The 25,314-nt window shown below is 61.9% G+C and carries 27 protein-coding genes and 1 pseudogene; 15 read left to right on the plus strand and 13 right to left on the minus strand.

What is annotated here, in order from left to right; translation table 11 throughout:
- Window positions 1–554: 554 nt before the first annotated feature.
- Window positions 555–1,868 (minus strand): NRAMP family divalent metal transporter, encoded by a 1,314-nt coding sequence (locus GY40_RS20195; RefSeq protein WP_038366134.1) that lies wholly within the window; start codon window positions 1,866–1,868, stop codon window positions 555–557.
- 287 nt (window positions 1,869–2,155) lie between these two features.
- On the opposite strand from GY40_RS20195, the gene GY40_RS20200 reads away from it, so the two are divergent.
- Complete coding sequence (locus GY40_RS20200) at window positions 2,156–2,461, plus strand: DUF1236 domain-containing protein (RefSeq protein ID WP_038366137.1); 306 nt, start codon at window positions 2,156–2,158, stop codon at window positions 2,459–2,461.
- 81 nt (window positions 2,462–2,542) lie between these two features.
- On the opposite strand, the gene GY40_RS20205 is transcribed toward GY40_RS20200, so the two are convergent.
- From GY40_RS20205 to GY40_RS20215, 3 genes are all read right to left on the minus strand, one after another.
- Window positions 2,543–4,792, minus strand: a complete 2,250-nt coding sequence (locus GY40_RS20205) for an amylo-alpha-1,6-glucosidase (protein WP_038366140.1) — start codon at window positions 4,790–4,792, stop codon at window positions 2,543–2,545.
- A 63-nt stretch (window positions 4,793–4,855) separates the two neighbouring features.
- Window positions 4,856–5,908, minus strand: a complete 1,053-nt coding sequence (locus GY40_RS20210) for a glycosyltransferase family 4 protein (RefSeq protein ID WP_038366143.1) — start codon at window positions 5,906–5,908, stop codon at window positions 4,856–4,858.
- Between the two features lie 75 nt (window positions 5,909–5,983).
- Window positions 5,984–7,198 (minus strand): MFS transporter, encoded by a 1,215-nt coding sequence (locus GY40_RS20215; RefSeq protein WP_038366146.1) that lies wholly within the window; start codon window positions 7,196–7,198, stop codon window positions 5,984–5,986.
- 336 nt (window positions 7,199–7,534) lie between these two features.
- On the opposite strand from GY40_RS20215, the gene GY40_RS20220 reads away from it, so the two are divergent.
- From GY40_RS20220 to GY40_RS20230, 4 genes are all read left to right on the plus strand, one after another.
- A complete protein-coding gene (locus GY40_RS20220; RefSeq protein WP_038366149.1) occupies window positions 7,535–8,029 on the plus strand; it encodes a YciE/YciF ferroxidase family protein in 495 nt (164 codons plus the stop codon).
- Window positions 8,030–8,120: 91 nt separating this feature from the next.
- On the plus strand, window positions 8,121–8,663 hold the full coding sequence (locus GY40_RS27700; RefSeq protein ID WP_156116019.1) for a hypothetical protein: 543 nt from the start codon (window positions 8,121–8,123) through the stop codon (window positions 8,661–8,663).
- 29 nt (window positions 8,664–8,692) lie between these two features.
- Entirely contained in the window at window positions 8,693–9,301 is a 609-nt protein-coding gene (locus GY40_RS20225) for a cysteine hydrolase family protein (protein ID WP_081925556.1), read from the plus strand.
- Between the two features lie 394 nt (window positions 9,302–9,695).
- Window positions 9,696–10,574: an alpha/beta fold hydrolase gene (locus tag GY40_RS20230; protein WP_038366152.1), complete on the plus strand. Its 879-nt coding sequence runs from the start codon at window positions 9,696–9,698 to the stop codon at window positions 10,572–10,574.
- Between the two features lie 248 nt (window positions 10,575–10,822).
- On the opposite strand, the gene GY40_RS20235 is transcribed toward GY40_RS20230, so the two are convergent.
- The 3 genes from GY40_RS20235 to GY40_RS27705 all read right to left on the minus strand — a co-directional run bounded on the left by GY40_RS20235 (window position 10,823) and on the right by GY40_RS27705 (window position 11,851).
- Window positions 10,823–11,119, minus strand: coding sequence for a SemiSWEET family sugar transporter (locus GY40_RS20235; RefSeq protein ID WP_038366155.1), 297 nt, complete (start codon window positions 11,117–11,119; stop codon window positions 10,823–10,825).
- 9 nt (window positions 11,120–11,128) lie between these two features.
- Window positions 11,129–11,368, minus strand: a complete 240-nt coding sequence (locus tag GY40_RS20240) for a hypothetical protein (RefSeq protein WP_038366157.1) — start codon at window positions 11,366–11,368, stop codon at window positions 11,129–11,131.
- Window positions 11,369–11,665: 297 nt separating this feature from the next.
- A complete protein-coding gene (locus GY40_RS27705; RefSeq protein WP_133564936.1) occupies window positions 11,666–11,851 on the minus strand; it encodes a hypothetical protein in 186 nt (61 codons plus the stop codon).
- A 300-nt stretch (window positions 11,852–12,151) separates the two neighbouring features.
- Between GY40_RS27705 and GY40_RS20250 the strand changes: the two genes are divergently transcribed.
- The 6 genes from GY40_RS20250 to GY40_RS20270 all read left to right on the plus strand — a co-directional run bounded on the left by GY40_RS20250 (window position 12,152) and on the right by GY40_RS20270 (window position 15,888).
- On the plus strand, window positions 12,152–12,676 hold the full coding sequence (locus tag GY40_RS20250) for a cupin domain-containing protein (protein WP_038366161.1): 525 nt from the start codon (window positions 12,152–12,154) through the stop codon (window positions 12,674–12,676).
- 169 nt (window positions 12,677–12,845) lie between these two features.
- On the plus strand, window positions 12,846–13,085 hold the full coding sequence (locus GY40_RS27710; RefSeq protein ID WP_038366163.1) for a DUF2171 domain-containing protein: 240 nt from the start codon (window positions 12,846–12,848) through the stop codon (window positions 13,083–13,085).
- Between the two features lie 282 nt (window positions 13,086–13,367).
- Window positions 13,368–14,150 (plus strand): exodeoxyribonuclease III, encoded by a 783-nt coding sequence (xth, locus tag GY40_RS27205; protein WP_081925558.1) that lies wholly within the window; start codon window positions 13,368–13,370, stop codon window positions 14,148–14,150.
- The gene (locus tag GY40_RS27210; RefSeq protein WP_081925559.1) at window positions 14,147–14,371 is read left to right on the plus strand and encodes a type 2 periplasmic-binding domain-containing protein; all 225 of its coding nucleotides are present in this window, start codon (window positions 14,147–14,149) and stop codon (window positions 14,369–14,371) included. Before xth ends, GY40_RS27210 begins: the two co-directional genes overlap by 4 nt.
- 554 nt (window positions 14,372–14,925) lie before the next feature.
- Window positions 14,926–15,258, plus strand: a complete 333-nt coding sequence (locus GY40_RS20265; protein WP_185747855.1) for a hypothetical protein — start codon at window positions 14,926–14,928, stop codon at window positions 15,256–15,258.
- A 267-nt stretch (window positions 15,259–15,525) separates the two neighbouring features.
- Window positions 15,526–15,888, plus strand: a complete 363-nt coding sequence (locus GY40_RS20270) for a hypothetical protein (protein WP_038366167.1) — start codon at window positions 15,526–15,528, stop codon at window positions 15,886–15,888.
- Between the two features lie 420 nt (window positions 15,889–16,308).
- Here GY40_RS20270 and GY40_RS27220 read toward each other — a convergent pair.
- The 6 genes and pseudogenes from GY40_RS27220 to GY40_RS20300 all read right to left on the minus strand — a co-directional run.
- A pseudogene (locus tag GY40_RS27220) lies at window positions 16,309–16,607 on the minus strand (ArsC/Spx/MgsR family protein); the annotation flags it as partial.
- 203 nt (window positions 16,608–16,810) lie between these two features.
- Window positions 16,811–17,593 (minus strand): amino acid ABC transporter ATP-binding protein, encoded by a 783-nt coding sequence (locus GY40_RS20280; RefSeq protein ID WP_038366169.1) that lies wholly within the window; start codon window positions 17,591–17,593, stop codon window positions 16,811–16,813.
- A gap of 8 nt (window positions 17,594–17,601) precedes the next feature.
- Window positions 17,602–18,273: an amino acid ABC transporter permease gene (locus GY40_RS20285; RefSeq protein WP_038366171.1), complete on the minus strand. Its 672-nt coding sequence runs from the start codon at window positions 18,271–18,273 to the stop codon at window positions 17,602–17,604.
- Window positions 18,274–18,286: 13 nt separating this feature from the next.
- Window positions 18,287–18,952, minus strand: a complete 666-nt coding sequence (locus tag GY40_RS20290; RefSeq protein ID WP_038366501.1) for an amino acid ABC transporter permease — start codon at window positions 18,950–18,952, stop codon at window positions 18,287–18,289.
- 74 nt (window positions 18,953–19,026) lie between these two features.
- Entirely contained in the window at window positions 19,027–19,956 is a 930-nt protein-coding gene (locus GY40_RS20295; protein ID WP_081925562.1) for a transporter substrate-binding domain-containing protein, read from the minus strand.
- Between the two features lie 62 nt (window positions 19,957–20,018).
- The gene (locus GY40_RS20300) at window positions 20,019–21,185 is read right to left on the minus strand and encodes a pyridoxal-phosphate dependent enzyme (RefSeq protein ID WP_197062791.1); all 1,167 of its coding nucleotides are present in this window, start codon (window positions 21,183–21,185) and stop codon (window positions 20,019–20,021) included.
- Between the two features lie 475 nt (window positions 21,186–21,660).
- On the opposite strand from GY40_RS20300, the gene GY40_RS20305 reads away from it, so the two are divergent.
- The 4 genes from GY40_RS20305 (at window position 21,661) to GY40_RS20320 (ending at window position 25,305) form a co-directional block, all read left to right on the plus strand.
- Window positions 21,661–22,545, plus strand: a complete 885-nt coding sequence (locus GY40_RS20305) for a LysR family transcriptional regulator (RefSeq protein WP_038366173.1) — start codon at window positions 21,661–21,663, stop codon at window positions 22,543–22,545.
- A gap of 137 nt (window positions 22,546–22,682) precedes the next feature.
- Complete coding sequence (locus GY40_RS20310) at window positions 22,683–23,489, plus strand: carbon-nitrogen hydrolase family protein (RefSeq protein WP_081925563.1); 807 nt, start codon at window positions 22,683–22,685, stop codon at window positions 23,487–23,489.
- Window positions 23,490–23,506: 17 nt separating this feature from the next.
- A complete protein-coding gene (locus GY40_RS20315) occupies window positions 23,507–24,175 on the plus strand; it encodes an RraA family protein (RefSeq protein ID WP_038366176.1) in 669 nt (222 codons plus the stop codon).
- 80 nt (window positions 24,176–24,255) lie between these two features.
- Window positions 24,256–25,305, plus strand: a complete 1,050-nt coding sequence (locus GY40_RS20320; protein WP_038366180.1) for an ABC transporter substrate-binding protein — start codon at window positions 24,256–24,258, stop codon at window positions 25,303–25,305.
- Window positions 25,306–25,314 lie beyond the last annotated feature (9 nt).

Raw genomic sequence — 25,314 nt, forward strand, 5'->3', positions numbered from 1 at the left:
AGATGTCCTCGATCTCTGCCAGCTTTGCCCTCGTCCTGGCACGGATCATGAACTCGAGATCAAGCGCGGGAAGAATGTCGCAACGCGTTCCGAACTGCCTCCCGGGCGCGCCACTCTCTACAGCCGAGATGGGCGCTTGACGCAGCTTCGTTCGGTCCCCGACGCTCGTTTGGTTCAAGCCGATCTTGCGGCGCTGCCGGCGGATGGCGTCTCCGATTTGCTTAGGCGTTCAGGCTCTCTGGTCCACGGCGCGCCCCTTAGGTACGCCGTATACGGCAAAGCAAATAAATGTCAGATACGCCTCGGCGTATATAAGACCTTCCGCGGCGTCTCCGTGCCAGACGGCTTCTCACGCTTGGCCTGGCGACCGATACCATGTCGCTCTCTCGAAGATCGTCGGCGATGCCCGGATGGCCCCTTCGAATGCAATTGCGGTCGCTGTCCTGCTCGTCAGGCTTTGGAATATATGGGCCTGGCGGCGTGGTTACATTTGAGAGCCAGCGCTCGCCTGTGAGCGGGTAGCGATTGGCGGTGCACGAAGTTGGTCTCGCCGCTCAGATCGCAGTGATCGCCATCCCGATGACCGCCACGGCCATCGCCGCTGTGGCGATCCACCCGAGCACTTTCAAAGCCCGCCCGATCACGAACTGCTTCATGATCTTCGGATCGGCCGCCAGAAGCATCAGGATCACCATGATTGGCACGGCGACCACGCCGTTGATCATGGCGCTCCAGACCAGCGCCTTGATCGGGTCGACTGACGTGAAGTTCAAAGCGACGCCGATGGCCGTGGCGACCGAGACAGCCAGATAGAAAGCCTTCGCCTCTCGCGGCTCCCGGGAGAGGCCGACGGGCCATTTGGCGGCTTCTCCGATCGCATAGGCTGCCGAACCCGCCAGAACCGGCACCGCCAGGATGCCCGTTCCGAGAATGCCGATCGCGAAGATCGCCTTCGCGAAGGAGCCGGCGATCGGCTCCAGGGCTTTGGCCGCATCGACCGAACTCTGAATGTCCGTCAGTCCAGCCGGGTTCAAGGTCGAGGCCGTTGTCGTCACGATCGCCAGCGCAATTAGGTTGGAGATCGCCATGCCGACCGCCGTGTCGAGCTGAATCCGTTTGCGCGCGGGCTTTGCCTGTTCGGGATGTTCGACGAGAGGCTCTTCCCGAGGCTTCTCCTTGAGGTCCTCCGCCTCCTGCGAAGCTTGCCAGAAAAACAGATACGGGCTGATGGTGGTCCCGAAAATGGCGACGACGATCGACAGATAGTCCGCGTCGAACGAAAGCCTGGGCAGCACAATGCTCGTCGCAACGGTCAGCCAGTCGACCTTCACGACGAACAGCGCTGCGACATAGGCCAAGAGAACCAGCGACAGCCATTTCAGCACCGCGACGTAGCGCTTGTATTCCATCAGAACCTGCAAGCCGATGCAGATTGCACCGAAGAATGCGACGTAGATGTGGGCGGGACCTCCGGCCAACATCTTCAGGGCGTCGCCCATCGCGCCGAGGTCGGCCCCAATATTGATGATGTTGGCCACCAGCAGAGGGATGGTCACGGCATAGGCCACCCATCTCGGGTAGCAACGCGCAATATTCCCGGCGAGGCCGCGTCCCGTCGTCCGGCCGACCCGGGCGCTGATGATCTGGATCGCCACCATCAAGGGGTATGTCAGGACGAGCGACCAGCTTGCGCCATGGCCGAACTGAGCCCCTGCCTGCGAATAGGTGGCGATACCGCTGGGATCGTCGTCGGACGCGCCCGTGATCAGCCCAGGACCCAGCAACGTGAGCAGCCGCGGCTTACTAGGTTCGACGACCGGATCGCGAGCGGACCCGGGCTCGGATCGAGAGGAGGAGTCGGCAACCAAGTTCTGCGTTCCCGGCGGCAGCTCCCGCCAGGCGAAGGTTGGCTCCGCAGTTGGACGGAATATGCCCTGGCAAGCTGATCAACGATATTGCCAAGCTGGCGGTTCCTCGGAGGGTGCCATGCCGCGGCACATCAGGTTCGCCGATTCAACCGCGACCTTCCCAACGCGCAGCGCGGCAATCCGTACGGGTGAATTCCCGACCTGGCCAAGCCCGTCACAGGGAGCCGGAACAAGTGAGACGCAGCGAGGTTAGCGGACCAGCGGGGGGACCAAAGGGGAGAACCTCAATGCGCACTCTTATCGCAACATCGCTCGCTGCATGCCTCGTCTGCTCAACGGCAATTGCGCAGACGTCGACCACCACCACCATCACGACGGACCAGCAGAGCAAAGTGAAGACCTACGTGATGAAGGAAAAGCCGGCTTCGGTGAAAGTGACTGAAACTGTCGCCGTCGGCGCGGCTCTGCCGTCATCGGTGACGTTGCATACGCTCCCGGCAGATGTCGGCGTCCAGTACCGCTATGCCATCGTCAACGACAAGACGGTCCTGGTGGAGCCGACCTCGCGCAAGATCATCCAAGTGATCGAGTGAGCCTGCCGAAGCGCCCGATTTCCTCTGAGGAGATCGGGCGCTTTGAAATCTATCTGGCGTGATGTCCGGAACTGGCTGCGGCTATCTCGTTTTGATCATCGTGACCCGCGCGTTGCTTTCGTCCCAGCGCTTCAGGACGTTGAGCGTGATATCGCTTTGGTGGCGGTGTACGCGAAGGTCGAACTGGGAATCGCCTAGGGTCAGCTCGTGAATAATCACATCGTCGAGGAAAGACGGTAGGACAGGGTCGACGAGCTTGACCTCGTTTGCCGCCGCAGGAAGCTCTAAGCCGAGGCAGGCGGACAGCATCGCGAAGGGAGCTGCCGCGGCCCAGGCTTGAGGCGAGCAGGCCACGGGATAGGCCGTCGGCCCGCGGCGCGATTTTCGCAAAAAGCCGCAGAACAGCTCCGGCAAGCGCTGCTGTTCCTGATGGGTCGCGACGTTGAAGATGGCTTCGAATAGGCGCGAGGCCTCCAATTTGAAGCCGTAGGCACCCAAGCCGATGGCGATCAAGGCATTGTCGTGCGGCCAGACCGAGCCATTGTGATAGGACATCGGATTGTAGCGCACTTCCCCAGTATTCAGTGTCCGGATGCCCCAGCCGCTGAAGCTGCCTTCGTTCATGAGAGTTCGAGCAATCCGCTCGGCGCGCTCCGGGTACGCGATGCCTCCGAACAGAGCGTGTCCCGCATTCGAAGAACGAACTCGGCAGGGACGCTTGTCGCCATCGAGCGCCAGCGCATAGGAGCCGATCTCCTCGCACCAAAAGGCCCGGTCGAAGCGCTCACGTAACACCAGTGCCTGCTGCGTCAGCTCGTCGGCGCGCAAGTCGAAGCCTTGGGCGCGGGCCATGACGGCCCCCGCCCGTTTGGCGGCATAGGCATAGGCCTGAACCTCGACGAGCGCGATCGGGCCCCGCGCCAACGATCCATCCGCATGGGAAATCGAATCATGGCTGTCCTTCCAGCCCTGGTTGGCGAGTCCGTTTTCGGTCTCGCGAAAGTATTCAATGAAACCGTCTCCGTCGCGATCTCCGTATGTGTCGCACCATAGGAGCGCAGCCTCGATGTTCTTCCAGAGCCGCTGGATCGTCGCGAGATCGCCGGTACGGTCGAAATACTGGCCCGCGAGCATGACGAAGAGTGGCGTGGCGTCGACGGAGCCGTAGTAGAATCCGAACGGCACTTCCCCCAGATTGGCCATCTCGCCGCTTCGCCGTTCATGAAGGATCTTGCCGGGCTGCGCATCCGCAACCGGGTCGCTGCTTACGGCCTGCGCCCGCGCCAGATGCAGCAAGACCCCACGTGCCACCGCCGGATCGGCCCACAAGAGCATCATCGCCGTAATGATCCCGTCCCGTCCGAACATGGTGGAGAACCAGGGAATCCCGGCATAGGGGTAGAGCCCGTCGTCTCCGCGGGTCACGAGTGTATAGAGATCCGAGGTCGACCGGCTCATCAGGTCGGTGAAGAGGGCGTTCGACGACTTGATCTTGGATACGTTAGCCGTCAGCGCACGAAGGCCCCGGCGGGCATTCTGGTAGGCCTTGGCGAACTCCAGCGGCGGCGCGCCGGGCGCGGTACCGATGGGCAGGATATCGCCCCTTGAAGCCTCAACCAAATCGCAAGCGACAGTCAGGAGAAGCGAGGTCCGCTCGCCTGGTTCGAGGCGGAAACGGAACGAGGCCAGGCCATTCCTCAATTCGTATGGGTTGGGCTTGAAGCGCAGGACCGTTCTTCTAACCCTGTCGTCGAGGCCGCGATACGCGAAGCGGACCCCCTCCGACGCGATCTGCGTCTCCGTCTCGCCGCGCCGGGCGCGCTTCATACCGCGAACTTCAAAAAGATCCCGAAAATCCGCGCCGAAGGACAAGGACAGCGTGAACTCATGCGGGACCCGGTCAAAGTTGCGCAACCCGACCCGTTCGTAACAGACCGCGTTCCAAAGGAACTTCGTCCGCTCGATCGCGATGGCGTCCCGGGGAATGGCGGTTGATCCGTCACTCCGGATAATCTCAGGATTGGCGAGATCCACCGTCAAGGCGGTGTTGTCGTCCTGGATTACCGAGCCGAGGAGCAAGGGGCGCTTGTCCTCGAAGAACAGTTCCAGCCGAGAGAGATGCCGGGTGTCGTTGCAGAACAAGCCCTCGGAGGTGTCCGGCGTGATCCCGATGTCGCCGTGGCTATCGAGGACGGCAAAAGTGTCGCCGGATTTCAAGGTCCGCAGCGGACGCTCGACGAGCGAGGGATGCGCATCAAGGGCATGATCGGACGAAGGCTCAGATCGTCCGGCAATTTCCGGCTGTCTTGAGGCAGCGATCTGCTCATGCATTCCAAGTTACTCCTCGTCGGAGGCCCGGCGGTTCGTTCACCCGATTGGCTCATGGCTCTGCGTCTATTCTGCGGCCTTGGTGTAACCTTGTGGCGAGGACAGAAGACGGCCGAACGCCTCGAGATAATCGCGGGCCATCCGCTCGGCGGTGAAATGCTGCTCGAAATGGGCCCTCACCTTTGAACGATCCATGGCGGTGCTGCGCTCGCAGGCTGAAACGGCCTCCGCAATCGAGTCGACGATGATCCCGGACACTCCGTCTCTAACGATCTCCGGCACGGAGCCGTTGCGCCAGGCAATCACGGGAGTTCCCGCCGACATCGCTTCGATCATGACGAGGCCGAACGGCTCCGGCCAGTCGATCGGAAACAGGAGAGCCCGGGCGCCTCCGAGAAAACCGGCCTTCTGCGCCTCGTCGATTTCTCCAATGAACTCGATCAACGGATGATCAAGCAGCGGCTCGATTTGAGACCTAAAATATTCCTCGTCGACCGCATCGACCTTCGCCGCGATCCGCAGACGCATGCCGGCACGCTTGGCGATCTCGATCGCGCGGTCAGGTCGCTTCTCGGGCGTGATCCGTCCGAGAAAGGCAAGGTAGTCCCCTCCCCGCGCCTCGAACGGACACAGGCCCGGCCCCAGGCCGTGGTGGACCGTCGCCAGCCAGTTCGCGGTGGATGGCATGGGTGTTCGCTGTCCGTCCGAAATCGAGATCAGCGGCATCCGCGGGAAGGCCTGATAGACCGGCAGGAAATCGGGCAAGTCCAGGCGACCATGCAGCGTCGTTACGCATTTATGGGTCAGGTCCGAGAACATCGCGTGCTGGAGCAGATCGAGATGAAAATGAATGACATCGAATGACTCCTGCCGTTCCCGGACCTTCGCGAGCATGGCGAGGTGGCTGGCCGTGTGATCTCGGATGCCTGCCAGCCGCAAGCCCTGCGGTGCGCAGGCGACCAGTTCGGCCGAGGTCTGGGAATCGCCGGAGGCGAACAAGGTGACCCGATGTCCTTGCCGCACGAGTTCCTCGGTAAGCCACGACGCTACCCGTTCCGTGCCGCCATACAATCGCGGAGGAACTGACTCCGCCAGCGGCGCAATTTGCGCGATCCGCATCCCCTTGCTCTCCGGCCCATCCGACCCGCGAACGCGGGCGAGTTTTCAACGCCGGTCCGAGCCGAAAGTTCGGGATCAGAACTCTTCGACGTGGGATTCCGCACGTATACTCGAGACAGTCTCCGGCATGGCCATCAGGATGAGGAGGAGAGCGATCACGCCCACCCCGGCGAGCACGGCAAAGGCGATGCTGTAACCACCCCAAACGACCAGGCTGCCTGCGAATGCATAGCTCGACGCTCCTCCAATCCCTTGAATGGTACCGAGCATTCCGCGCGCCATGTTGTAGCGACCGCTGCCCAGGACGGCGCCGTACAGAACGAGCGGCAAGAGCACATCGAACAGCCCGGCTCCGATTCCGTCGAGGAGCTGAAAGGCGATCATCCAATAGGGGTCGTCGACCACGGCGAACAGGATGCCACGCAGCGGCAGGGCCGCGAACGCTAGGATAAGCAACGGCTTGCCGCCGATCCGGTTGGCGCGCATCACGAGGAAGGCCATCGGGATAGTCGCGAGCTGGGCGACGATGATGGCGGCCGACGTCACGGCGGACTCGAAGCCCTTTGCTTCGAGCGCCAGCTTCTGGCTAGCGAGAGCGAGCATCGGCGCATTGGCGAAATGGAACAGCGCCGTACCGATCGCCAGCACGGTAAAGGGGCGTTCGGCGAACAATTGCCGCCATGGATACGGCCGGCTATTTTCCGGGATGACTTCATCGAGGCCGCGAGCGCGCTGATGATCGAGGGCGCCGGCCGGGATTGAAAGAACGGCGATCATCGAGAGGCCGGCGAACAGCGGAAGCATGTAGAAGACACCACGTTGCCCGAAATGCGTGCCGACCACCGCGGCCAAAGTGGCAATGAACAGGTTGCCGAGCCGGTCGAACGCGGCGTTGCGCCCGAGCTGCGCAGCAGCGTCGCGGGCGCCGTAAAGCCCGAGCGTGATCGCCGCGATCGTGGGCGCAAAGACGGCCCCCAGAAGCGCCATACTGACATCCGCGACGAACACGACCGCTATCGTCGGATAGGTCGCAATGGCGGTTCCCAGAAGCGCAAGGAGCCAGGCCCCACCAATCATGAGACCGCGCTTGGCGCGCGTGGCGTCGATCAAGGCGCCGATCGGCGCATGAAAGGCAATACCGATAAGACCGCTGGCGGTGAGCAAGGCTCCGATCTTCGCTTGGTCCCAGCCGACCTCCGTAAGCAGGAAGACATTGACGTAGGGCCCCAGCCCGCCGCGCAGATCCGCCAGCAGGAAGTTCAGCCAATCGAGGCTTGCCCGATGCGACATTCGCTCTTCGCTTCGCGAGTGCCCACGCTCAGCAAGGCCGGAGCGAAACGGTGTTCCGCTGGAGCCTTTTCCTAGCGCCACAGCCAGTAATCGTTGTCGACGAGTCACGGTTCCGTGCGGCGGCGATCTGGATCCGGCGCCCCAAATCGCCATTCGCGCATCGCAATCGCCTGGGACTAACAGTGACCTGGGATGTTCGTTCGCTCATAGGGCGAGAGCTCCTCTGGCCAGCACGCCGGCCTCCATCTTTCGGTCGCAAATATCGCCCCGCTGAAGACTGGAACCCAAGTCGGCCAGTGCGGTTAAGGGGTTTTCACGTCCAGCCAGGAGGCTCCAATGGCCGCTGAACCCAAGAAGCTCGACGACCTCTTTCTCGATACGCTCAAGGACATCTATTATGCCGAGAAGCAGATCCTGAAGGCTTTGCCGAAGATGGCGCGCGCAGCCACTTCGCCGGAGGTCAAAAAGGCGTTCGAGACCCATCGAGACGAAACCGAAACCCATGTCGAGCGGCTCGCCGAGGTGTTCGAGCTTCTCGGGAAGGCGCCTCGCGGCAAGACTTGCGACGCTATCCTCGGCATCATCGACGAGGGAAAGAGCATCATCGAAGAGTTTGAGGGCAGTCCCGCGATCGATGCGGGTCTGGTCGCCGCCGCTCAGGCCGTCGAGCACTACGAAATCGCCCGCTACGGCACTCTCAAGACCTGGGCTAATGAGTTGGGCCTGAAGCAGGCCGTAACCCTCCTCGACCAGACGCTGAGCGAGGAAACCAAGACCGATCAGCTTCTGTCTAAGATCGGCATCTCCTCGGCGAACAAAAAGGCAGCCTGATGCCCCTTTGGTGCATCGCAACCGAAGGGCGCCCGCTTCCGGAGCATGCGGACCTTAGCGATCCCGCAATCTCCGGGAGCTTGCGAACGAGATGACGGCGACATTCGAAATCCGCCGCTCCGGCAGCGATTGGATTCTGACGAGCGGCGCGGCGGTGACCCACCTTCGCAAACCGGCGAGAGGGGTGGTCGAAGACGCCGTTACCAAGTGGCAGGGTGCGGAAGGAAACCCCATGCGCATAACGACAGCGGAAGCCTATACCGAAGCGGCCGCGCGGATTCAGAGTCTGTCCGACGCCAAGGAGGGCAGTCCGCAGGCAGAGGAACTGGCAGAACTCATTGCAGCGGTGAGGCAGTGGGACGCTCGCAAATCCTCCCTGGGTCAGGGGCATGCATCAGCGCCTGGAAATACCCGAACTGCGCAACGGCCAGGTCAGCCCGGCGCCGCAGACGAAACTCGGGCAGGTCCAAACCCGAGGTCTCCTCACCCGACGGGAGCGCATCCCCCGTTCGCACGCGGCGATACCGAGAGTTTCGCGGCGGCGAAGCATGAAGCGGACCCAGCAGAATCATCCGGAGATGCCCTGCCCGCCGGTCGGCGCAGCGGAATGACCCGTTCGATCCGCAAGACCTGATCGCCGGAGATTTCTTGAAGGGATGAGCAATGGCGGCCCATGGGCTGGTGCATGGCGAGCTCGGCCTGAACTGCATTCACCTTTGCGTCGACATGCAGCGACTTTTCGGGCCGGGTTACCCTTGGGCCTTCCCTTGGCTCCAGAAGGTTCTGCCGGCGGTCGAGGAATTATGCGGATCTCACCCGGAACGGACTCTCTTCACCCGCTTCATCCCGGCCGAGCGCGAGGGTGACGGGCGCGGCACATGGCAGCGCTATTATCGGAGATGGCCGCAGGTCACCTTGGAAAGGGCCGGCGTCGAAGCCGTCCGCCTCCTGCCCTCTCTTGAGCGGTTCGTTCCGCCCGCCCATGTGCTGGACAAGAGGGTTTACTCACCCTGGAGCGAAGGCCGCCTCGACCACTTCATGGCGGAGCGTGAAATCGATACGGTCATCGTCACCGGCGGCGAGACCGATGTCTGTGTTCTCGCGACCGTGCTTGGAGCCGTCGATCGAGGCCTGCGGGTCGTACTGGTCATCGACGCCTTGTGCAGCTCATCTGACGCAACGCACGACGCACTGATGGAACTGTACCTTTCCCGCTTCAGCCAGCAAATCGAGGCCGCTTCCACCAGCGAGGTCCTGGTACAGTGGCGGTAGCGGGTGGCACACCGGCAACCCGCGAACTGAGGCTGCTGTATTTCGTCGGTGTTCTGGGAGATCCGCCGCGCTCGAAGATCCGCTTTCGGCGTTGCGACCTTCCAGCGAAGCGATCTGGTTTGCCTTGCCGTGATGAGGGAGCGCATCTGCCGGCCTTCGCCTTCGGCGCCGGGATCGGCGACGTCGTGGATGGCTGGGCCTGGACGCCTAACGTAGTCGCCTTCGCGACGAATGTAAGGACAATGGGTTTTTCTGAAGGGAATGGTCCTCGAGGAGGCTTCCAACGCCGCGGACTACCATTCGAACGGTGGAAGAACGGGTTCTGCTCCCGAAGGAACTGCGACCGAACAACGCTCTGGAATAATCGTTGTTACCTCACGCGGAGGGTCAGCGAATGTTCGAAGGATTCAAGCTCGCGGCAATCGAGCTGACGAGAGGAGCGATCCGGTTTCGCGTTGGCGGAAGCGGCCCACCGCTTCTGCTTCTCCACGGTCATCCCCGCACGCATACGACTTGGCACAGAGTCGCCACGCTCCTGCGGGAACGCCATACGGTGATCTGCCCAGACCTCCCCGGGTTCGGCGGCTCATATAAGCCTGCCGACCGGTCCGACCATGTAAACTCATCCAAGAGGGCGAAGGCACAAGCTCTGGTCGAGCTGATGAACCAGCTTGGGCACGACTCCTTCGGTGTCGCGGGACACGACAGAGGTTCGTATGTCGCGTTTCGGATGGCGATGGACCATCCCACACGGGTTCGTAGACTGGCGGTTTTGGACAGTGTTCCGATCCTGGAGGCCCTGGAGCGCTGCCGTTTGGAGTTCGCCCAGCGCTGGTGGCACTGGTTTTTTTATGCCCAGCCGGAGAAACCGGAACGCGCGATCGGGACCGATCCCCTAGCCTGGTATGGCGGCTCGCCGGCAGAAATGGGCAAGGAAAATTTTGCAGACTTCCTCGAAGCCATTTCTGATCCGATCACGGTCCACACGATGATCGAGGATTATCGGGCAGGTTTGACTATCGACGCAGACCATGATCGCGACGACCGTGCCAACGCCCGCAAGCTCGATTGCCCGGTCCTGGCGCTCTGGTCGGAGAGAGATGACTTGGTGCATCTCTATGGCGATGTGGTCGCGGTATGGCGCAGATGGGCCAATGACGTTCGCGGAGCCTCCGTTCCCAGCGGGCATCATATGGCGGAGGAGGCCCCCGTCGAACTGGCCCGGGCGCTCGATGGGTTTTTTCACGACGCTGGAACTCGAGATTCTATTTGAAGAAGCACCTGGCAATCTCCACGAAACCACGGAAGCCTCTCGACCGCAGGTACATGGACCCGCCTGAGCCTTCGATGGAATTCGCGCCACCAAGGTCCATTATTCACGACCGGGAATGAGCGTTCATCATCCCGCACCCTATCAACGAGTTCCTTGGCTGGCATGTCGCCCGCGAGCAGGGTCCGGTCGGTATCGAGTGGGTGATGTCCGAGGGAGCCGACGGCGGAGATAGCGTAGCATGCCTGACCTTAGGAGGATGGATCGATTCGATCCGCCACGGCATCCTTCTTTCCCCGTGGTAGAAGCGTCATCACCAAGATGAAAGCGGAAAGAACAAAACAGATGCTATTCGTGACAATGAGAGGCCACTCACCCAGACCAAGTCCATATACGGTCCAGAGAGCGAAGCCCGTGACGGTGAAACTGTAGGTCACCGGAGAGATCGCCTGCGTATCGCGTGTTCTGACGATCCGCCAGGCCTGAGGCACGAAACTGATCGTCGAGCACACCGCCGCGAATGTGCCAGCAACCGCGATCCACTTCATCACAGTCGCCTATCGAGACAGGCGACGAGCATTTGCCCGGACCTTGCGCTGATACCCACGAACAATGCCTTCGGTGCCGTACCTGATGCGGCCTTTCAACACGGCCTGCCGGCTTGCCGCGGTTTTTTCGTTGACCATCCGAGCAGCCTCTCGTTTCGCGGCTGGACCACCCCCTGCGAGTTCAATCCCGCGCAGCCACACGACCTGCTGCGCCTCGAATGCAAGCATCGACATCTGCGGCTTAAACATCCGCAGCCTGTTTTCCGATAGGCTTGCGTGACGTTCTGCCATTTCAGCGGGACCGAGACGTCGCGCCGCGCGCCGCACTCTCTGTGCCAGGCTTCGGTGAGATATCCCTTGCGCGCAAAGCCCGGGCTTCCAGATTAAGCCGATACAAGCCATAGCCCACCGCCCCGGCAAGCATGACCGGCGTGGGCAACCTGGTCGCCAGCAGCGTCAAGGGAACAGCAAATCTCTCGGGGATTTCGCCTCGCTCGACGTTCCGAGCAATCCAGGCTCCAGCCAGACTGGAAAATGCAGCCCGGATCATTTCGTTTCCTCCGCCGCACCCGGCGTGATCGGAACCTGCTCGGCAACAGGGTCACTCGCCGGAAAAGTATCCTTGAGCGCCTTGTCCAGCTTCTGATCGGGTGTCAGTTCTCGCTCTTCCCTACGTTGCGTCTTTTGTTCCCGGCGAAGGCTCTCAACTGCGGGGTTGTGCTCGTTCTCCACGGATGTCTCCTTGACTCTTTGACTGAGTGGAGACTGAACGCTGTGGTCCCGCGCTCGTTCCAGTAAGAGCTCGGCAACAAGCGCCGACATTCGCACGGGGAGACATTTCGCCGTTAGGGCCATATTGGCGCGATACCCTTCTGGCTCTTTCCAAAGCCAACCGCCCAAAACGCGTTTCCTCACGGTCGACAGACGGTGGGGCGTGATCCTGGTATCCGCGGCTTTCCCCAATTCGGGCTCGCGACGCGGGAACGTCCAATGGTGCGCCGGAGTTCAGGAAGCTTCTCTGGAGAGGCTACCATGACCCGGGTGACAGTAACCGCCTTGCATTTCGAGCCGCGGGGCTTCGTTCCCAACAATCCCAGGTTGCCAGCCTTGATTTATGAAAGGGCGTTCGATCCTGCGGCGACCATTGATCTCACCACGTTCATGGAGAAGCTTTTCCAAGAAAACGGATGGCCGCCTCAGTGGCGAGATGGGATTTACGAGTTCGACCACTACCACGCCCAGGGCCATGAGGTTCTTGGCATAGCAGCGGGGTCGGCCGAGCTCGTGCTCGGGGGAGAGGGCGGCCGCGAGGTCAGGGTGGAAGCTGGCGACGTCTTGCTGCTGCCCGCAGGGACTGGGCATCGGCGCCTCAGGCAGTCCGATGATTTCCTCGTTGTCGGTGCGTATCCGCCCGGCCAGGCTGGAGACATCGTTCGCGAGGAACCATCGCCTGCAATGAAACAGAGGATCGCCCTATTGAGCTTTCCACCCAAGGATCCAGTTTTGGGTGATGAGGGACCGATGCTCCGCTTCTGGGCGAACGCCAGCGTTCCTTGAGGCTCGCAAATATCGGACTTGTGCCTGCGGCTGGCGCCTGCAAGGCGCGCGAAATCGATGCGCGGTGCCGTGGCCTGCTGGCCATGTGAATCATGGCCACATCAGCCCATTGGAACCTCGGTGCCAGACTGCCCGTTGCCGACCGTGGTATTCGGAAGGAGAGCTAGCGATGATGTTCGTGGAGCAAATCAAGGAAGGCCAGCGCGTGATCGGATCCGATGGAGGGCATATCGGGACCGTCGACGCTCTGAGTGGCCAGCTCATCAAGCTCAAGAAGAATGATCCAGAGTCGGGCGGAGCCCATCATTACCTTGACCTGGCGCTCGTCGTTGACCTCCAGGACGATACGATCAAGCTAATCATCCCAGCGGCTGAGGCTAAGGGGAGATGGTCGGAGGCGACCGAGTAAATGGACCGACGCCAGCGCGACCATCGTCGCTGGACCCACCCAGGCGAGAATCGCGGCTCAGTCCGAGCGCCTCTGGAGGCAGAGTGAGTGATCCTATCGGTGATCGCGCGGCCCGCTACGGCGAAATCGAGGGCAAGTTTCCGGTTTGGTTGGAAGCGATCGAGGTGACTACTGGCGATCAGCAGGCTCGGTTCGCCGTTGTCGGCTTCTTGCTTGGCGGCGCGTTGGCCCTGATCGAGGACTTTCGACGATTGGCGGTATCGCGTTTGAGGAGAGCCGTCATTGAAGATCGCGACCTACAATGTGAACGGCATAAATGGCCGGTTGTCCGTTCTTCTCCGGTGGCTCAAGCAAGACTGCCCCGATGTTGTGTGTCTACAAGAGCTGAAATGTTCAGCTGATCGTTTTCCGGAGCGCGAATTGCAGCAAGCCGGCTACGCTGCGGTTTGGCACGGTCAAAAGAGTTGGAATGGTGTCGCTATCCTCGCACGGGGCCGACCGCCAGTCCTCACCCGCCGGGGATTGCCGGGAGATCCTGATGACAGCCATAGCCGATACATCGAGGCGGCGGTCAACGGGGTACTGATCGGATGTCTCTATCTCCCCAACGGGAATCCGGTCCCTGGACCCAAGTTCGAATACAAGCTTCGCTGGTTTGACCGGTTGCTGAGCTATGCAGACGAACTGCTCTCGCACGACGTACCGGTCGCACTCCTCGGCGATTTTAATGTCATGCCGACGGAGCTCGACGTTTATGCACCCGAGCGATGGCGAGATGATGCTCTCTTTCGTCCAGAGGTTAGGAAGGCCTATGCCGACCTGATTCATCAGGGTTGGACGGACACCGTTAGACATCTTCATCCGAGAGAGCGAATTTATACGTTCTGGAAGTACTGGCGAAACTCATTCGAACGCGGCGCGGGACTTCGCCTCGACCATATTCTGCTCAGCCCCACCCTTGCACCCCGATTGAAATCCGCGGAAGTTCGACGCGCTCCGCGAGGCTGGGACCACACCAGCGACCACGCGCCGGTTATGATCCAGCTTCTGCCGCCCCGTTCATGACCGTTCCCTACAGCATTTCAGCCGCTCATCTTCTGGTGGAGCCTGGGGATGTGACGCTGATCGGCAGCCTTCTGACGCAAGCGCAGCGTTTCGATGGGCTGGCTCAGCTCTCCTTGAAACCGCAGATCCCCACCACGATCTGTCTCATGACCATGCGCAGCCGGCCGCTGTCGCGATTGGCAGCCCGCTTTGTCGAGATCGTCCGCAAGCAGCAATTGTGAAGCAGGGCTCTGCCCGAGCCAAACCTCGGCGCGCAGCGCTTCTGAGGCGATCGCTCGAGGCTCTGTGACTCAGTTGTGCCGCCCTTCCGGAAAACCGGCTCCGACCGACGATTTTAGCTCAACAGATTGATATATCCGTGGAATTTTTGAGAACCGAGCCGCGCTTCCCAGCTTCGGAGAGCAGATCTCCGTGGCAGCTCGACCGATCCGGATTTGTGACAGGACTAGTGCGTCGACGCGCGCCTGCCGCATGGCATAGTTATCTGAATGGCGGATTGCGCTTCCAGACGCATGACCCATATTGGGCGAGCGGCTTGTTGACCCCTCCAGCCCCCCTCCCGCTGGAGCCTGGTCCCGCCGTTCCCCTCGAAGCTTTCGGCTCAGCGCCACGGCTTCTCCTTGGCCGGCTCCCTTTGGGACGCCGGCCTTTTTTTCTGAACGACGCATGGGACAACCAGAGAAAGTGCCCTCCGCGTTTCGCGCATCGCATCTGCATGAACTTTGGCGCGACCAATTCGTTAGTCGATCGTCCGTCAGTAGGTAGGAGGCGTGGAATGACTACGGCATCGATCTTGCGACGCTGGGCATCTAAAATCCGCACCGGGGATCGCGCAGGCTATGTCGACTACGTCCGCTCGACTGGCGGAGACGACTACAGCAGTACGCCGGGCAATCTGGGATTCCAAATGCTTCTACGAGATCTCCCTGATGGCACGACAGAGATCGAGACGCTCAGCTGGTGGGATTCGATCGACGCGATAGTGGCCTTCGCCGGTGCAGATCATAACCGCGCCCGCTATTATCCCGAGGACGATCGCTTTCTGCTGGTCAAGCCGGAGTTTGTAACGCACTTCGAGGTCGTCCTCGACGCCCGCCATGGATGGTAGGCTCGCATACCCCGGTATTTTCGCCGGCAGGCGCTGGCGTCATCAACGTGTCGCCGAACGGATGGATGCTCACCGGGCCTATCAAAGAGGCAAAGCGCGAGCGCGGCAATCTGAACGCCGCTCGCGCACTCGTCGGTTCTGCCAAGGTTGCACTTGGCGAGCGTGGACCGGTCTGGTGGGAGGACGGCTCCCCAGACTTCAATCGCTATCACGTGAGGAAACACGCCCTATGCGGGTGGGCTTTGCAATTGAAGACGCCGGAAAGGCATGCGTACCGTGAAATCATCGGAACCTGACGAGCAGGAGGGCGACGTGCAGCAATCTGCCGTCGCCGTGACCACGCGGATTGGACTGAAAGGCGCTTTCACTGTCGATCTACCGCTCGACGTGACAATGCTAAACGAGCGCCTCTACGAGATTGGGCTATGGCTCATTGATCGTCATATCCCGCATCAGGCTCGCATTCTTTGGGAGCCCGACCACAGGCGGATCCGCATAAGCTTTACCGATGCGGAGGATGCCGGGGCTTTCCGCACGCGTTTCAGCGCTCCTCTCCATTGCCAGCAGCATGATCTGCCATCTCTTCCATCCACCGGGCTGGTAAGCGGCCTCGCGATGGAGACGGTCTGATCAATCCGGAGCCCCGGGTTGATACTGCTCCACTGAGCAGGCAAGTATTGACCTGAGGCGAGGTTTCGTTGCTAAATTCCACGCCTTTCAGTTCGTTCCGTGGCTCAGTTTGCATGAAGAGTTCCTGGATCTTTTCGCCCCATACCCGAGCCGTCTGGCTGAGAACGCTTGTCGTCATCGTATTGGGTGCGGCGATGATCTCGCCGGCCCTATTTTTGCGCTGAAAGCGGAATGGCCGGCAGAGCTCTCTAAAGCTCAATCACAGATCGCGGCTCAAGCGTCGCTTCTCGCGATATCTGCATGTTGGGATAGCCGGCCGGGTTCGCGAACATTCCGGAGCTCGCGACGCGATAGTCGTTGAGCATATCGCCGGCACATACCATTGAAGGCGTTGGCGCTTCATGCAGTTGGTAATCCGCCGACGATCGGCGGGCGGTAGATCAAGATGAGATGTGCCTCGATCGCATCAAGCAGAGCATCGTCGGAAAGGTTCGGATCGCTGAGGCCGAGTTTGCGAGAAGCGTCCCCTCCTCGCGCAGGATTTCCCGGACGGTTCGCCCGGCCCGGTCAAGAAACTATTCCAGCAGCTTCACCAGCGCCTGCGTAGGCGGCGTCTTCGGGCACTCGACGACGTGCGGCTCGACGCTCGCATTGCGAATAAGGTCCAGCGCGTTGCGGGAAGTCCCGCAGGCCGGGTTGTGATAGGTGACGACGCCCAGCACCCCACCTTCGGGCGGCCGCCGCGCTCGCACCTTCGAGCCCGCCAGTTCGCCGCACCTGCTGTGCCAACGGCCTCCGGTCCAGGCTGGCCAGGCCATGATGAAATGCGCGCCGGTTGTTCCCAATAAACCGTACGGATCCATGACGCCTTTTTTTGACAGCACCAGAAAATCTTTAATCCGGCCATCGACTATTAGTGATGTCAGCGGCCGAATAACCCGTGAAAGCGCCCGAGGAAGCTGCGCAGGCGCTCGTTTTCCGGATGATCGAACACATCTTCAGGCCGCCCTTCCTGCGCGACGCGGCCTTGGTCAAGAAAGACCACGTGATGCGAGACCTCACGCACGAACAGCATTTCGTGACTGACCAGCAACATGGTCATGCCTGCCTCCGCCAGTGCCTGCATGACCCCGAGAACTTCGGCGACGAGTTCGGGGTCCAGCGCCGAGGTCACTTCGTCGAAGAGCAGAAGGCGGGGCTGCATCGCGACCGCCCGCGCAATAGCGACGCGCTGCTGCTGCCCTCCCGAGAGCTGATAGGGATAGTGGTCCTTGCGCTCGCCTAGGCCGACGCGGCCGAGCCAGTGGCTGGCGATGTCCGTCGCCTCGGCCTTTGGCTTGCCCTGCACCTTGACGAGGCCCAGCATCACGTTCTCGGCCGCCGTCAGATGGGGGAACAGGTTGAACTGCTGGAAGACCATCCCCATTCGGGCTCTTTGGGCGGAGATCTTCGTTTCGCTCAGGCGCTTGCGCGTCTCTCCGGCCAGCTTGTAGCCGATCGGATCGCCATCGAGCAGGATTTCGCCGCCATCGTGCTCTTCCAGCAGGTTGATGCATCGCAGGAAGGTCGTCTTGCCGGACCCAGAAGCCCCTATCAGCGAGACGACCTGGCCCTGCCGCATGGTGAGATCAATGCCTTTCAGCACCTCGACCTTGCCGAAGTGCTTGCGGACATTTGTGGCTTGAAGAAGAGGCGGTTCGCTCATGGCGGCCTTCAATAGCGTAGATAGGAGAAGCGGCGCTCAAGCACCCCGCCCAGCTGGGCGAGCGTGAAATTGATGACGAGATAGAGCGCCAGCGTGAGTAGATAGAAATCGACGATCATATAGTTGCGCGCCATCTGTTGCTGGGCGGCGAGAAGCAGCTCGATCACGCCGATGATAGAGAGGAGCGTTGTGCCCTTGACGATCTCCAGTGCGGTGTTCACCCAAGGCGGCAGTATCCTGCGAAAGGCCTGGGGCAGGATGACGTACGCGAGTCGCTGGCGGAATGTGAGGCCGATCGCCTTGGCCGCCTCCATCTGCCCAGCCGGCACCGATTGCACGGCACCGCGGAAGTTCTCGGCAACATGGGCGGTGGCGAAAGCGCCGAGCGCAACGACTCCTGCCCAGAATGCCGGCACATTGATGCCGAACAGCGCCAGGCCGTAATAGGTGAATAGGATCAGCACCAGCAGCGGGATGCCGCGCATCACGTCGACGTAAAGACGTGCCAGGCCGCTGAGCCACCACCAGCCATAGGACAGCGCGACCCCTACGGCGATGCCGCAGACCGTGGCCATCACGATGCTCAACATCGCACTGGCGAGCGTGACGCCAAGGCCGACCAGCAGCGCCTCGCGCGCCGCCCAGGCCTCGAACCAGAAGGTGCCGGGGGTGAAGGTCATGACCGCCGGCTCCTCAGCGAATGGCTGCGTAACGGCGCTCGACCAGGCGCAGCAAGGTGGCGATGACATAGGCCGTGACAAGATAGAGCCCGCTTGCCGTCAACCAAACCTCCATGACGCGAAAGGTGTTGGCATTGATCTGGCGGGCGGTGAAGGTCAGCTCCGGCACGGCGATGGCGGCGGCGAGCGAGGTGTCCTTGAACAGCGAAATCAGATTATTGCTGACGGCCGGCAGCGTGATCCTGAACATCACCGGCAGGACGACGTAGAGCTGACGCTGCAGCGGCCTTAGCCCGATGGCCTTCGCCGCCTCGACATATTGCTTCGGGATCGAGGCCAGGCCGGAGCGGAAGACCTCGCACATATAAGCCCCGGCATAGAGCGACAGCGACAGAACGAAGCTCTGGCTCTTGTCGAGCACGGTGATGTCGAATTCGGGCAGGCCGAAATAGAGGAAGAAGATTAGCAGCAGCAACGGGGTGCAGCGGATAAACTCGACATAGGCCCAGACAAGGTAGGACAGCCACTTGCGGGGCGACAGCCGGGCATAGGCCGCCAACAACCCGATGACAGATCCGATCGCCAGCGAGACGACGGCCAGCCCAAGCCCTAGAAGCAGCGCGTCGGTAAACTTGTCCCAGTTCCGCGTGATCACGGACCAGTCGAAATGATAATCGATCATGCCTGCGATCCGGGGACGACGTGGCGAAGCCGGTCAGGCCTCGCCGCCGGGAGACAGTGGATCCGGATGGATCAGGCGAATTCCTGCGGAAATCCCACTTTGGGAAGCGACAGTTCGATGCCAAACCACTTCTTGTACGAGGCGGCGAAGGTGTCGAAGTCGACGCCCATCATCGCCTCCTTGTAAACGGTGTTGACCCAATTCAGCCAAATCGGATCGCCAGGTTTCACGGCCGATGCATAGGAATTCGGCATCCAGCCGAACCCTGAATCGACGAAGCGGTCGGGCGCCTGCTGCATCAGCCAGCGGATAGCGGACTGATCCTGCATCGAGGCGTCGATGCGGCGGGCATTCAGCGCTTGCATGGCCGCATCGGGGCTGTCGAAGGCATCGACCTTGGCCTCGGGCAAGGCCTTGTGGATCCACTCCTCCAGAAAGACGTTTTGCATGCCGCCGATGGTCACCGCCTTGCCAGCCGCCTTGAGCTCGGCATAGCTTTTGTACTTGCCGCCCTTGGCGAGCATCAGCAGGCCGTTGCCCTCGCGGTAATAGGGAATGGTGAACTCGACCTGCTGGGCTCGACCGGGGGTCACGGTCATCCATTGCACGACGATGTCAACCTTGTCGGTGACGAGGCTTGGAATGCGGGCATCCGAACCCTGGATGACGAATTCGACCTTGTCCGGATCGTCGAAAAGGCTCTTGGCGAGTAGCCGGGCGAGGTCGATATCCATGCCGGCGAGCTTGCCGCTCGCGTCCTGGAAATGCCAGGGCGGGTTGGTGCTGCCGGTTCCGACGATCAGCTTGCCGCGCTCCTTGATGGTGTACAGCTTGCTCTTGGCGACCGTCTGCGCTGCCACAGGCGTCGGCGCGAGCGCCGCGACACTGCTCGCCGCGAGACCGCCCAGAGCTGCACCAGCGAGGCCGAGTCCGAACAGGCTGCGCCGTTCGACCGTAAGATCGCCGTCTACTGCCGGTGCCTGGTCATCATGAGCGCCCATTGCCCTCTCCTCTGCCGTATCGTCAGCGACCGGCTCGGTCGCTGACGATACGGCAGCAAAATTCAGGCCAGGCCTCGGACGCCCGGCCCGAGAGAGAGGCTCGTCTCCTCGCCCTGCTCGATCGCTGCTTCGCAGAGACGAGCCACCGCCGCAGTGTCTTCTGGATCAAAGACGCGATGCGTCCTGACGGGCATCTCCTGAAAGGCACCCCCATCCTTGAAACCATGCCCCGTGATCAGGCAGACGATGCGCGATCCCGGGGCAAGGTGCCCCCCGCCGAGAAGCTGCGGAAGGGCGGCGACCGAGCTTGCGCCCGTCGGCTCGGCATAGACCCCCTCCAGCCTCGCCAGCCGAAACATGGCCTCACGCAGCTGCGCATCGCTGACCGCCAGTACCAGTCCCCCGCTTTCCTTCACGAGGCGCAGCGTATAGCTGCCGTCGCGCTCATAGCCGATCAGCGGATCGCTGATACCGGAGGCGATGGTCTCGGGCGTGCTCCACGCCGTGACGTGCTCTGCACCCGCCACGAAAGCGCGAGCAATTGGTGCGCATCCTTCCGCCTGCACGGCAACGAGGTGCGTCACGGCACCCGCTTCCTTGAGGCCCTGCCAAACACCTTTGACGAGGGGGCCGCTGCCTGTCGGAATCAAGACATGGCTCGGCGGGACGCCGTCGAGCTGGGCAAAGAGTTCGCGTCCGACAGCAGTGAGCCCAGCGACGGCATAAGGATTGATGAAGGTCGTGGTCAGGTTGACGAAGCCATGCCGCTCCGCCAGCGCGCGGGCAAGGTCATAGGAGCGGCTGTAATTCCCTTCAACGAGGAGCAGAACCGCGCCATGCGCCGCAATCTGCGTCACCTTGTTTGGCGGCGTATGCGCCGGGACGACCACGATCGCCGGCATGCCGGCTCGGGCGGCGTAGACCGCCGTCGCCGCTCCGGCATTTCCCGATGACGCGCAGACGACGCCGCGCACGCCCGTGGCGATGGCACGGCCGAGCGCGGCTGCGATCAACCGATCCTTGAAGGAGCCGCTTGGGTTACGGGTCTCGTCCTTCAGCCAGAGTTCGCCCTTGAAACCCGGCAGTGCTCTTTCCAGTCGCTCGGCGCGAATGAGCGGCGTCTGCCCCTCGCCGAAGGAAAAAGGTGGAACGCCGTCATTCCCGACCTGCTCCAGAATGCCGCCGCAGGCCTGGCATTCATATGCCCATCGCGGTGCGAGCTCAGCCATGCAATCGACACAGCGGAGCTTCATGGCGGTTCCTCCTCCAGGATATGGTCCAGACGACCGCAGCGAGAATGAAGAGCCAAGCCGAAACTGTCATCGCAGATTCCGCAATGGCGACACCTCAAAAAGACGATTGCTACAAGTGAGCTCGTGCCCGGAACAAACCGGCGCGTTGCGCCATCCAGAAGCGGAAGTTGAATCCTCGCCAGGAAGCGGACGTTGCGCGCTGGCAACGGCAATGTCGGTTGGCGCCTCGATACCATCATTGCCGCGCTGATTGGTATCGTGCCAACCCGTGACCCAGACGACGCCTGCTGGGCCGTTTTGCTTAATGTGACGAGGCTCTGAGCGCTCTCTTCGATCGGCCGTCAAGCGCGGAAGATGCTCTCGACAGATGGCAGACACTTCACGGCCCTCCCCAAACAGCGCTAAGTCAGGCTCCCTCGCGCCTGGGCGCGCGTAGCTGACGTGGCATGGCGTGAACCTCAAATTCCTCGAAACCTTCGTCTGGGTCGCACGGCTGCGGAACTTCTCGGTCGCTGCCGAGAAGCTTTGCACCACGCAAGCTGCGGTCTCCAATCGCATCGCGACGCTGGAGCGGGAACTCGGCGTGCGCCTGTTCGAGCGCGACCTGCGCAATGTCGGGCTGACGCCGCATGGCCAGCGAGCCTTGCCGCAGGCGGAGGCGATCATGCGTATGGTCGCAGAACTCGAACGCTCGATCGCCGATGCTGGCCAGGTCCGCGGGACGGTGCTGATCGGCACGGTCGATTCCGTCGTCTATGCTTGGCTGCCGCGCCTGATCGAGCGGGTCAAGGAGACCTATCCGAACGTCGCGATCGACCTCAACGTCGACACCAGCCTGAATCTCGCCCGCCAGATCCAGGAAGGGCAGATCGATCTAGGCCTGATCATGGGGCCGGTGGTCGCGCCGCATATCCGCAACATCGAGCTGTGCGTCTTTGACTGTCTCTGGATCGGCTCGCCCAAACTGCCGCTGAAGCCCGGCCGGCTCGCCATCGGCGACCTCACCGCCTATCCGATCTTCGCCTATTCGAAGGGCTCGCAGCCACATCATTCGGTGCTGCGTGCGATCGAGCTTTCTGGGATCGACACCGAAACGGTGCGGGTGTTCAATTCGAATTCGCTTGCCACCATCACCCGGCTCGTCAGGGACGGCGTCGGCGTCGCGGTGCTGCCGCAGGCGGTGGTGCAGGAGTTCCTCGATACCGGCGAGCTGCATGTGCTCGATGTCGAGGCAAGGCTGCCGCCCCTGCATTTCCATGCCGTCTTCAACGACAATCCGGGAAACACGCTACCGGCCCTGATCGCCGATATGGCGGCGGAAATCGCGGCGTCCTGACGATCTGCCTCGACAACAGGCACGCCCTGGTCACGGCGCTGTCATAAGTAATTCTTGTCGGGGCGAACAAGAATTTCGCGTTTGCGGGCCCATCGGGGGTTTGCTCTCCTGCCGCACCGACAGCGGGGAGAATGCCGATGAAGGTCTCACTCATCCAGATGAACTCGCAGGACGACAAGTCCGCGAACCTGAAGACGGCCCGGGCCATGGTCGAGAAGGTCGTCGCGGAAGACCAGCCCGATCTCATCGTCCTGCCGGAATACTACGCCTTTCTCGATGGCAACGCGGCGGCGATGCGCGCGAGCGCCGAGACGTTCCCGAACGGCGAGAGCTATCGCCTGATGTCAGGCCTAGCCGAGAAGCATGGCGTGACCATTCATGCGGGCAGCGTCGCTGAGCGCGACGGCGATGACTATTTCAACGCGACGATCGTCTTCGGGCCCGACGGCAAGCAGATCGCGCATTACCGCAAGATCCATCTGTTCGACGTCGATGCGCCCGGCGGCGTCAGCTATCGCGAGTCCAACATGGTTTCGCGCGGGCGGGAGGTCGTGACCTACAGGGTTGGCGAGACGACCGTGGGCTGCGCCATCTGCTACGACATCCGCTTCCCCGAACTCTTCCGCAAGCTGCGCGACGCCGGCGCGGACGTCATCGTCCTGCCCGCGGCCTTCACACTGATGACGGGCAAGGACCACTGGGAATTGCTGGCACGGGCACGGGCCTGCGAAACGCAGACCTGGTTTCTCGCCACCGGCCAGACCGGCACGCACGCCCAGGGAAAGAACGCCTGCTACGGCCATTCGATGGTGATCAATCCCTGGGGCCATGTCACCGCGCAGGCCTCGGACGGCGTCGGCACGACCAGCGGCCGGCTCGATTTCGACTACACGGCGAAGGTCCGTGCGGCGGTGCCGGTCGCCGACCATCACGTCATCGCCTGAGCGGAAAGAGCCTTCCCATGTTCACCGTCAATCCCATGCCGGCGCGGATCTCCGGCAATCTTGTCTCCCTGCTTCAGCAATGCGAGGTCGCGACCATCGGCCATGTGCTGCATTCGGGCTTCGTCGATCGCGAGATCAGGGCGGTGCTGCCGACCAAGCGCATCGCCGGCACGGCCGTCACGATCCGAATTCCCCACGCGGATTCGACGGCGCTGCACTATCTGACGAAGCTGGTGCGCCCCGGCGACATTGTGGTGATCGACCGCTGCGGCGACACCAAGCATGCCTGTTGGGGCGGCGTCGTTACCCATGCGATGAAGAACGCCGGCGTCGCCGCGGGCGTGATCGACGGCCCGGCCACGGACTTCTCCGAGATCGTCAAGACCGACATGCCGATGTGGTGCCGCGGCCCCTCGCCGATCACCACCAAGATCCTTGGCACGGAAGGTGCGATCAACGTGCCCGTCAGTGTCGGAGGCCAGACGATCGAACCCGGTGACGCGGTGCTCTGCGACGAAAGCGGCGTGGTGGTCCTGAAGACCGCAACCGCCGAAGCTTACGCCCGCAAGGCGATCGAGATGCAGCAAAACGAACTCGTGCTGCTGGAGCGCCTGCGCAAGGGCGAGAAGCTGCCCGATATTTCCGGCGCGACCGCTCTGGTCGAGGGCAAGCTCGCCAAGTCCTGAGGCGTCTGAGACACGGAATCAATCGACCAGGCCTGACGACGGGTGGAGCACCGCCCGCGCAACAACAGAGGGGATCGGACATGCAGACATCGACGAAGCTCACCATGGCCATCGCGCTGGCAGCCGGCTTCTATGCGCAGGGCACGCTCGCGCAGCAACAGACCGTCACAGTCATGGCCTATTCTGGCCTGTTCCAGGAGCGTTACACCAAGGCCGTGATCGAGCCCTTCATGAAGGCCAATCCCGGCATCAAGGTCGACTATTTCCCGCTGCCGAACTCGGCCCAGATGCTCGGTAATTTGCGCGCCCAGAAGGCGGCGCCGCAGGCCGACGTTGTGATCATGGACGTCTCGGTCTCCAAAGCTGCGACCGACGAGAAGCTGCTGATCAAGATCGACGACAAGGTCTCGAAGAACGTCTCCGATCTCTATCCGAACGCCCGCATCGCCGATGTCGATGGCGTCGCCGTGACCTTCGACAATCTCGTCATGCTCTATAATTCGGACGTCGTGAAGGAGACGCCCAAGAGCTGGATGGACCTCGCCAAGCCCGATCTCAAGGGCAAGGTCGCGATCCCCGGCATGCCCGATATCCAGGGTCTGTCGCTCGTCCTGATCATGGACAAGGCGCGCGGCGGCACCGACTATCTCAAGAGCGTCGACCAAGGCATCGCAGCGCTCGGGGAGATCGCCCCCAACGTCCAGACCTGGGAGCCCAAGCCGGAAGTCTATCCCGTGATCATCTCCGGTCAGGCCGCCGCCGGCGCCGGCTGGAACGCCCGCGCGCAGGTCAATGCCGACGCATCCGGCGGCAAGCTCAAGGTGATCCTCCCGCAGGAAGGCAGCGTCTTCCAGATCAACACGATCAACTATGTCGCCGGCGGCCCCGGCAAGGATGCCGGCGCCAAGTTCATCGACTACGCGTTGTCGCCGGAGGCCCAGAAGTCCTTCACCGAAAGCATGTTCTACGCGCCGACCAACGCCAAGGCCCAGATCTCGGATGCCGCGATCGCGCGCACCGCGGTCAAGTCCATGGACAAGGTTATCCCGATCGACTGGATCGCTCTCGCCAAGGTTCGCGAGCCGATCATGGAGCAGTGGCGCCGCAAGGTGATCCCGCTGAGCCGCTGAACCGGGAAG

It is taken from the genome of Allobosea sp. UNC402CLCol (genome assembly GCF_000745475.1).
GTDB lineage: Bacteria > Pseudomonadota > Alphaproteobacteria > Rhizobiales > Beijerinckiaceae > Allobosea > Allobosea spartocytisi.

What these genes read in the sequence shown, in the direction of transcription:
- GY40_RS20295 (WP_081925562.1), bottom strand. Translation starts at nt 19,956, where the DNA reads ATGGGCGCTCATGATGACCAGGCACCGGCAGTAGACGGCGATCTTACG.
- GY40_RS27210 (WP_081925559.1), top strand. Translation starts at nt 14,147, where the DNA reads ATGACCGTTCCCTACAGCATTTCAGCCGCTCATCTTCTGGTGGAGCCT.
- GY40_RS20230 (WP_038366152.1), top strand. Translation starts at nt 9,696, where the DNA reads ATGTTCGAAGGATTCAAGCTCGCGGCAATCGAGCTGACGAGAGGAGCG.
- GY40_RS20270 (WP_038366167.1), top strand. Translation starts at nt 15,526, where the DNA reads ATGCGTACCGTGAAATCATCGGAACCTGACGAGCAGGAGGGCGACGTG.
- GY40_RS20240 (WP_038366157.1), bottom strand. Translation starts at nt 11,368, where the DNA reads ATGTTTAAGCCGCAGATGTCGATGCTTGCATTCGAGGCGCAGCAGGTC.
- GY40_RS20225 (WP_081925556.1), top strand. Translation starts at nt 8,693, where the DNA reads ATGGCGGCCCATGGGCTGGTGCATGGCGAGCTCGGCCTGAACTGCATT.
- GY40_RS20205 (WP_038366140.1), bottom strand. Translation starts at nt 4,792, where the DNA reads ATGCATGAGCAGATCGCTGCCTCAAGACAGCCGGAAATTGCCGGACGA.
- GY40_RS20215 (WP_038366146.1), bottom strand. Translation starts at nt 7,198, where the DNA reads ATGTCGCATCGGGCAAGCCTCGATTGGCTGAACTTCCTGCTGGCGGAT.
- GY40_RS20200 (WP_038366137.1), top strand. Translation starts at nt 2,156, where the DNA reads ATGCGCACTCTTATCGCAACATCGCTCGCTGCATGCCTCGTCTGCTCA.
- GY40_RS27710 (WP_038366163.1), top strand. Translation starts at nt 12,846, where the DNA reads ATGATGTTCGTGGAGCAAATCAAGGAAGGCCAGCGCGTGATCGGATCC.
- GY40_RS20265 (WP_185747855.1), top strand. Translation starts at nt 14,926, where the DNA reads ATGACTACGGCATCGATCTTGCGACGCTGGGCATCTAAAATCCGCACC.
- GY40_RS20315 (WP_038366176.1), top strand. Translation starts at nt 23,507, where the DNA reads ATGTTCACCGTCAATCCCATGCCGGCGCGGATCTCCGGCAATCTTGTC.
- GY40_RS20310 (WP_081925563.1), top strand. Translation starts at nt 22,683, where the DNA reads ATGAAGGTCTCACTCATCCAGATGAACTCGCAGGACGACAAGTCCGCG.
- GY40_RS27700 (WP_156116019.1), top strand. Translation starts at nt 8,121, where the DNA reads ATGACGGCGACATTCGAAATCCGCCGCTCCGGCAGCGATTGGATTCTG.
- GY40_RS20235 (WP_038366155.1), bottom strand. Translation starts at nt 11,119, where the DNA reads ATGAAGTGGATCGCGGTTGCTGGCACATTCGCGGCGGTGTGCTCGACG.
- GY40_RS20250 (WP_038366161.1), top strand. Translation starts at nt 12,152, where the DNA reads ATGACCCGGGTGACAGTAACCGCCTTGCATTTCGAGCCGCGGGGCTTC.
- GY40_RS20210 (WP_038366143.1), bottom strand. Translation starts at nt 5,908, where the DNA reads ATGCGGATCGCGCAAATTGCGCCGCTGGCGGAGTCAGTTCCTCCGCGA.
- GY40_RS20300 (WP_197062791.1), bottom strand. Translation starts at nt 21,185, where the DNA reads ATGGCTGAGCTCGCACCGCGATGGGCATATGAATGCCAGGCCTGCGGC.
- GY40_RS20220 (WP_038366149.1), top strand. Translation starts at nt 7,535, where the DNA reads ATGGCCGCTGAACCCAAGAAGCTCGACGACCTCTTTCTCGATACGCTC.
- GY40_RS20280 (WP_038366169.1), bottom strand. Translation starts at nt 17,593, where the DNA reads ATGAGCGAACCGCCTCTTCTTCAAGCCACAAATGTCCGCAAGCACTTC.
- GY40_RS20285 (WP_038366171.1), bottom strand. Translation starts at nt 18,273, where the DNA reads ATGACCTTCACCCCCGGCACCTTCTGGTTCGAGGCCTGGGCGGCGCGC.
- GY40_RS20320 (WP_038366180.1), top strand. Translation starts at nt 24,256, where the DNA reads ATGCAGACATCGACGAAGCTCACCATGGCCATCGCGCTGGCAGCCGGC.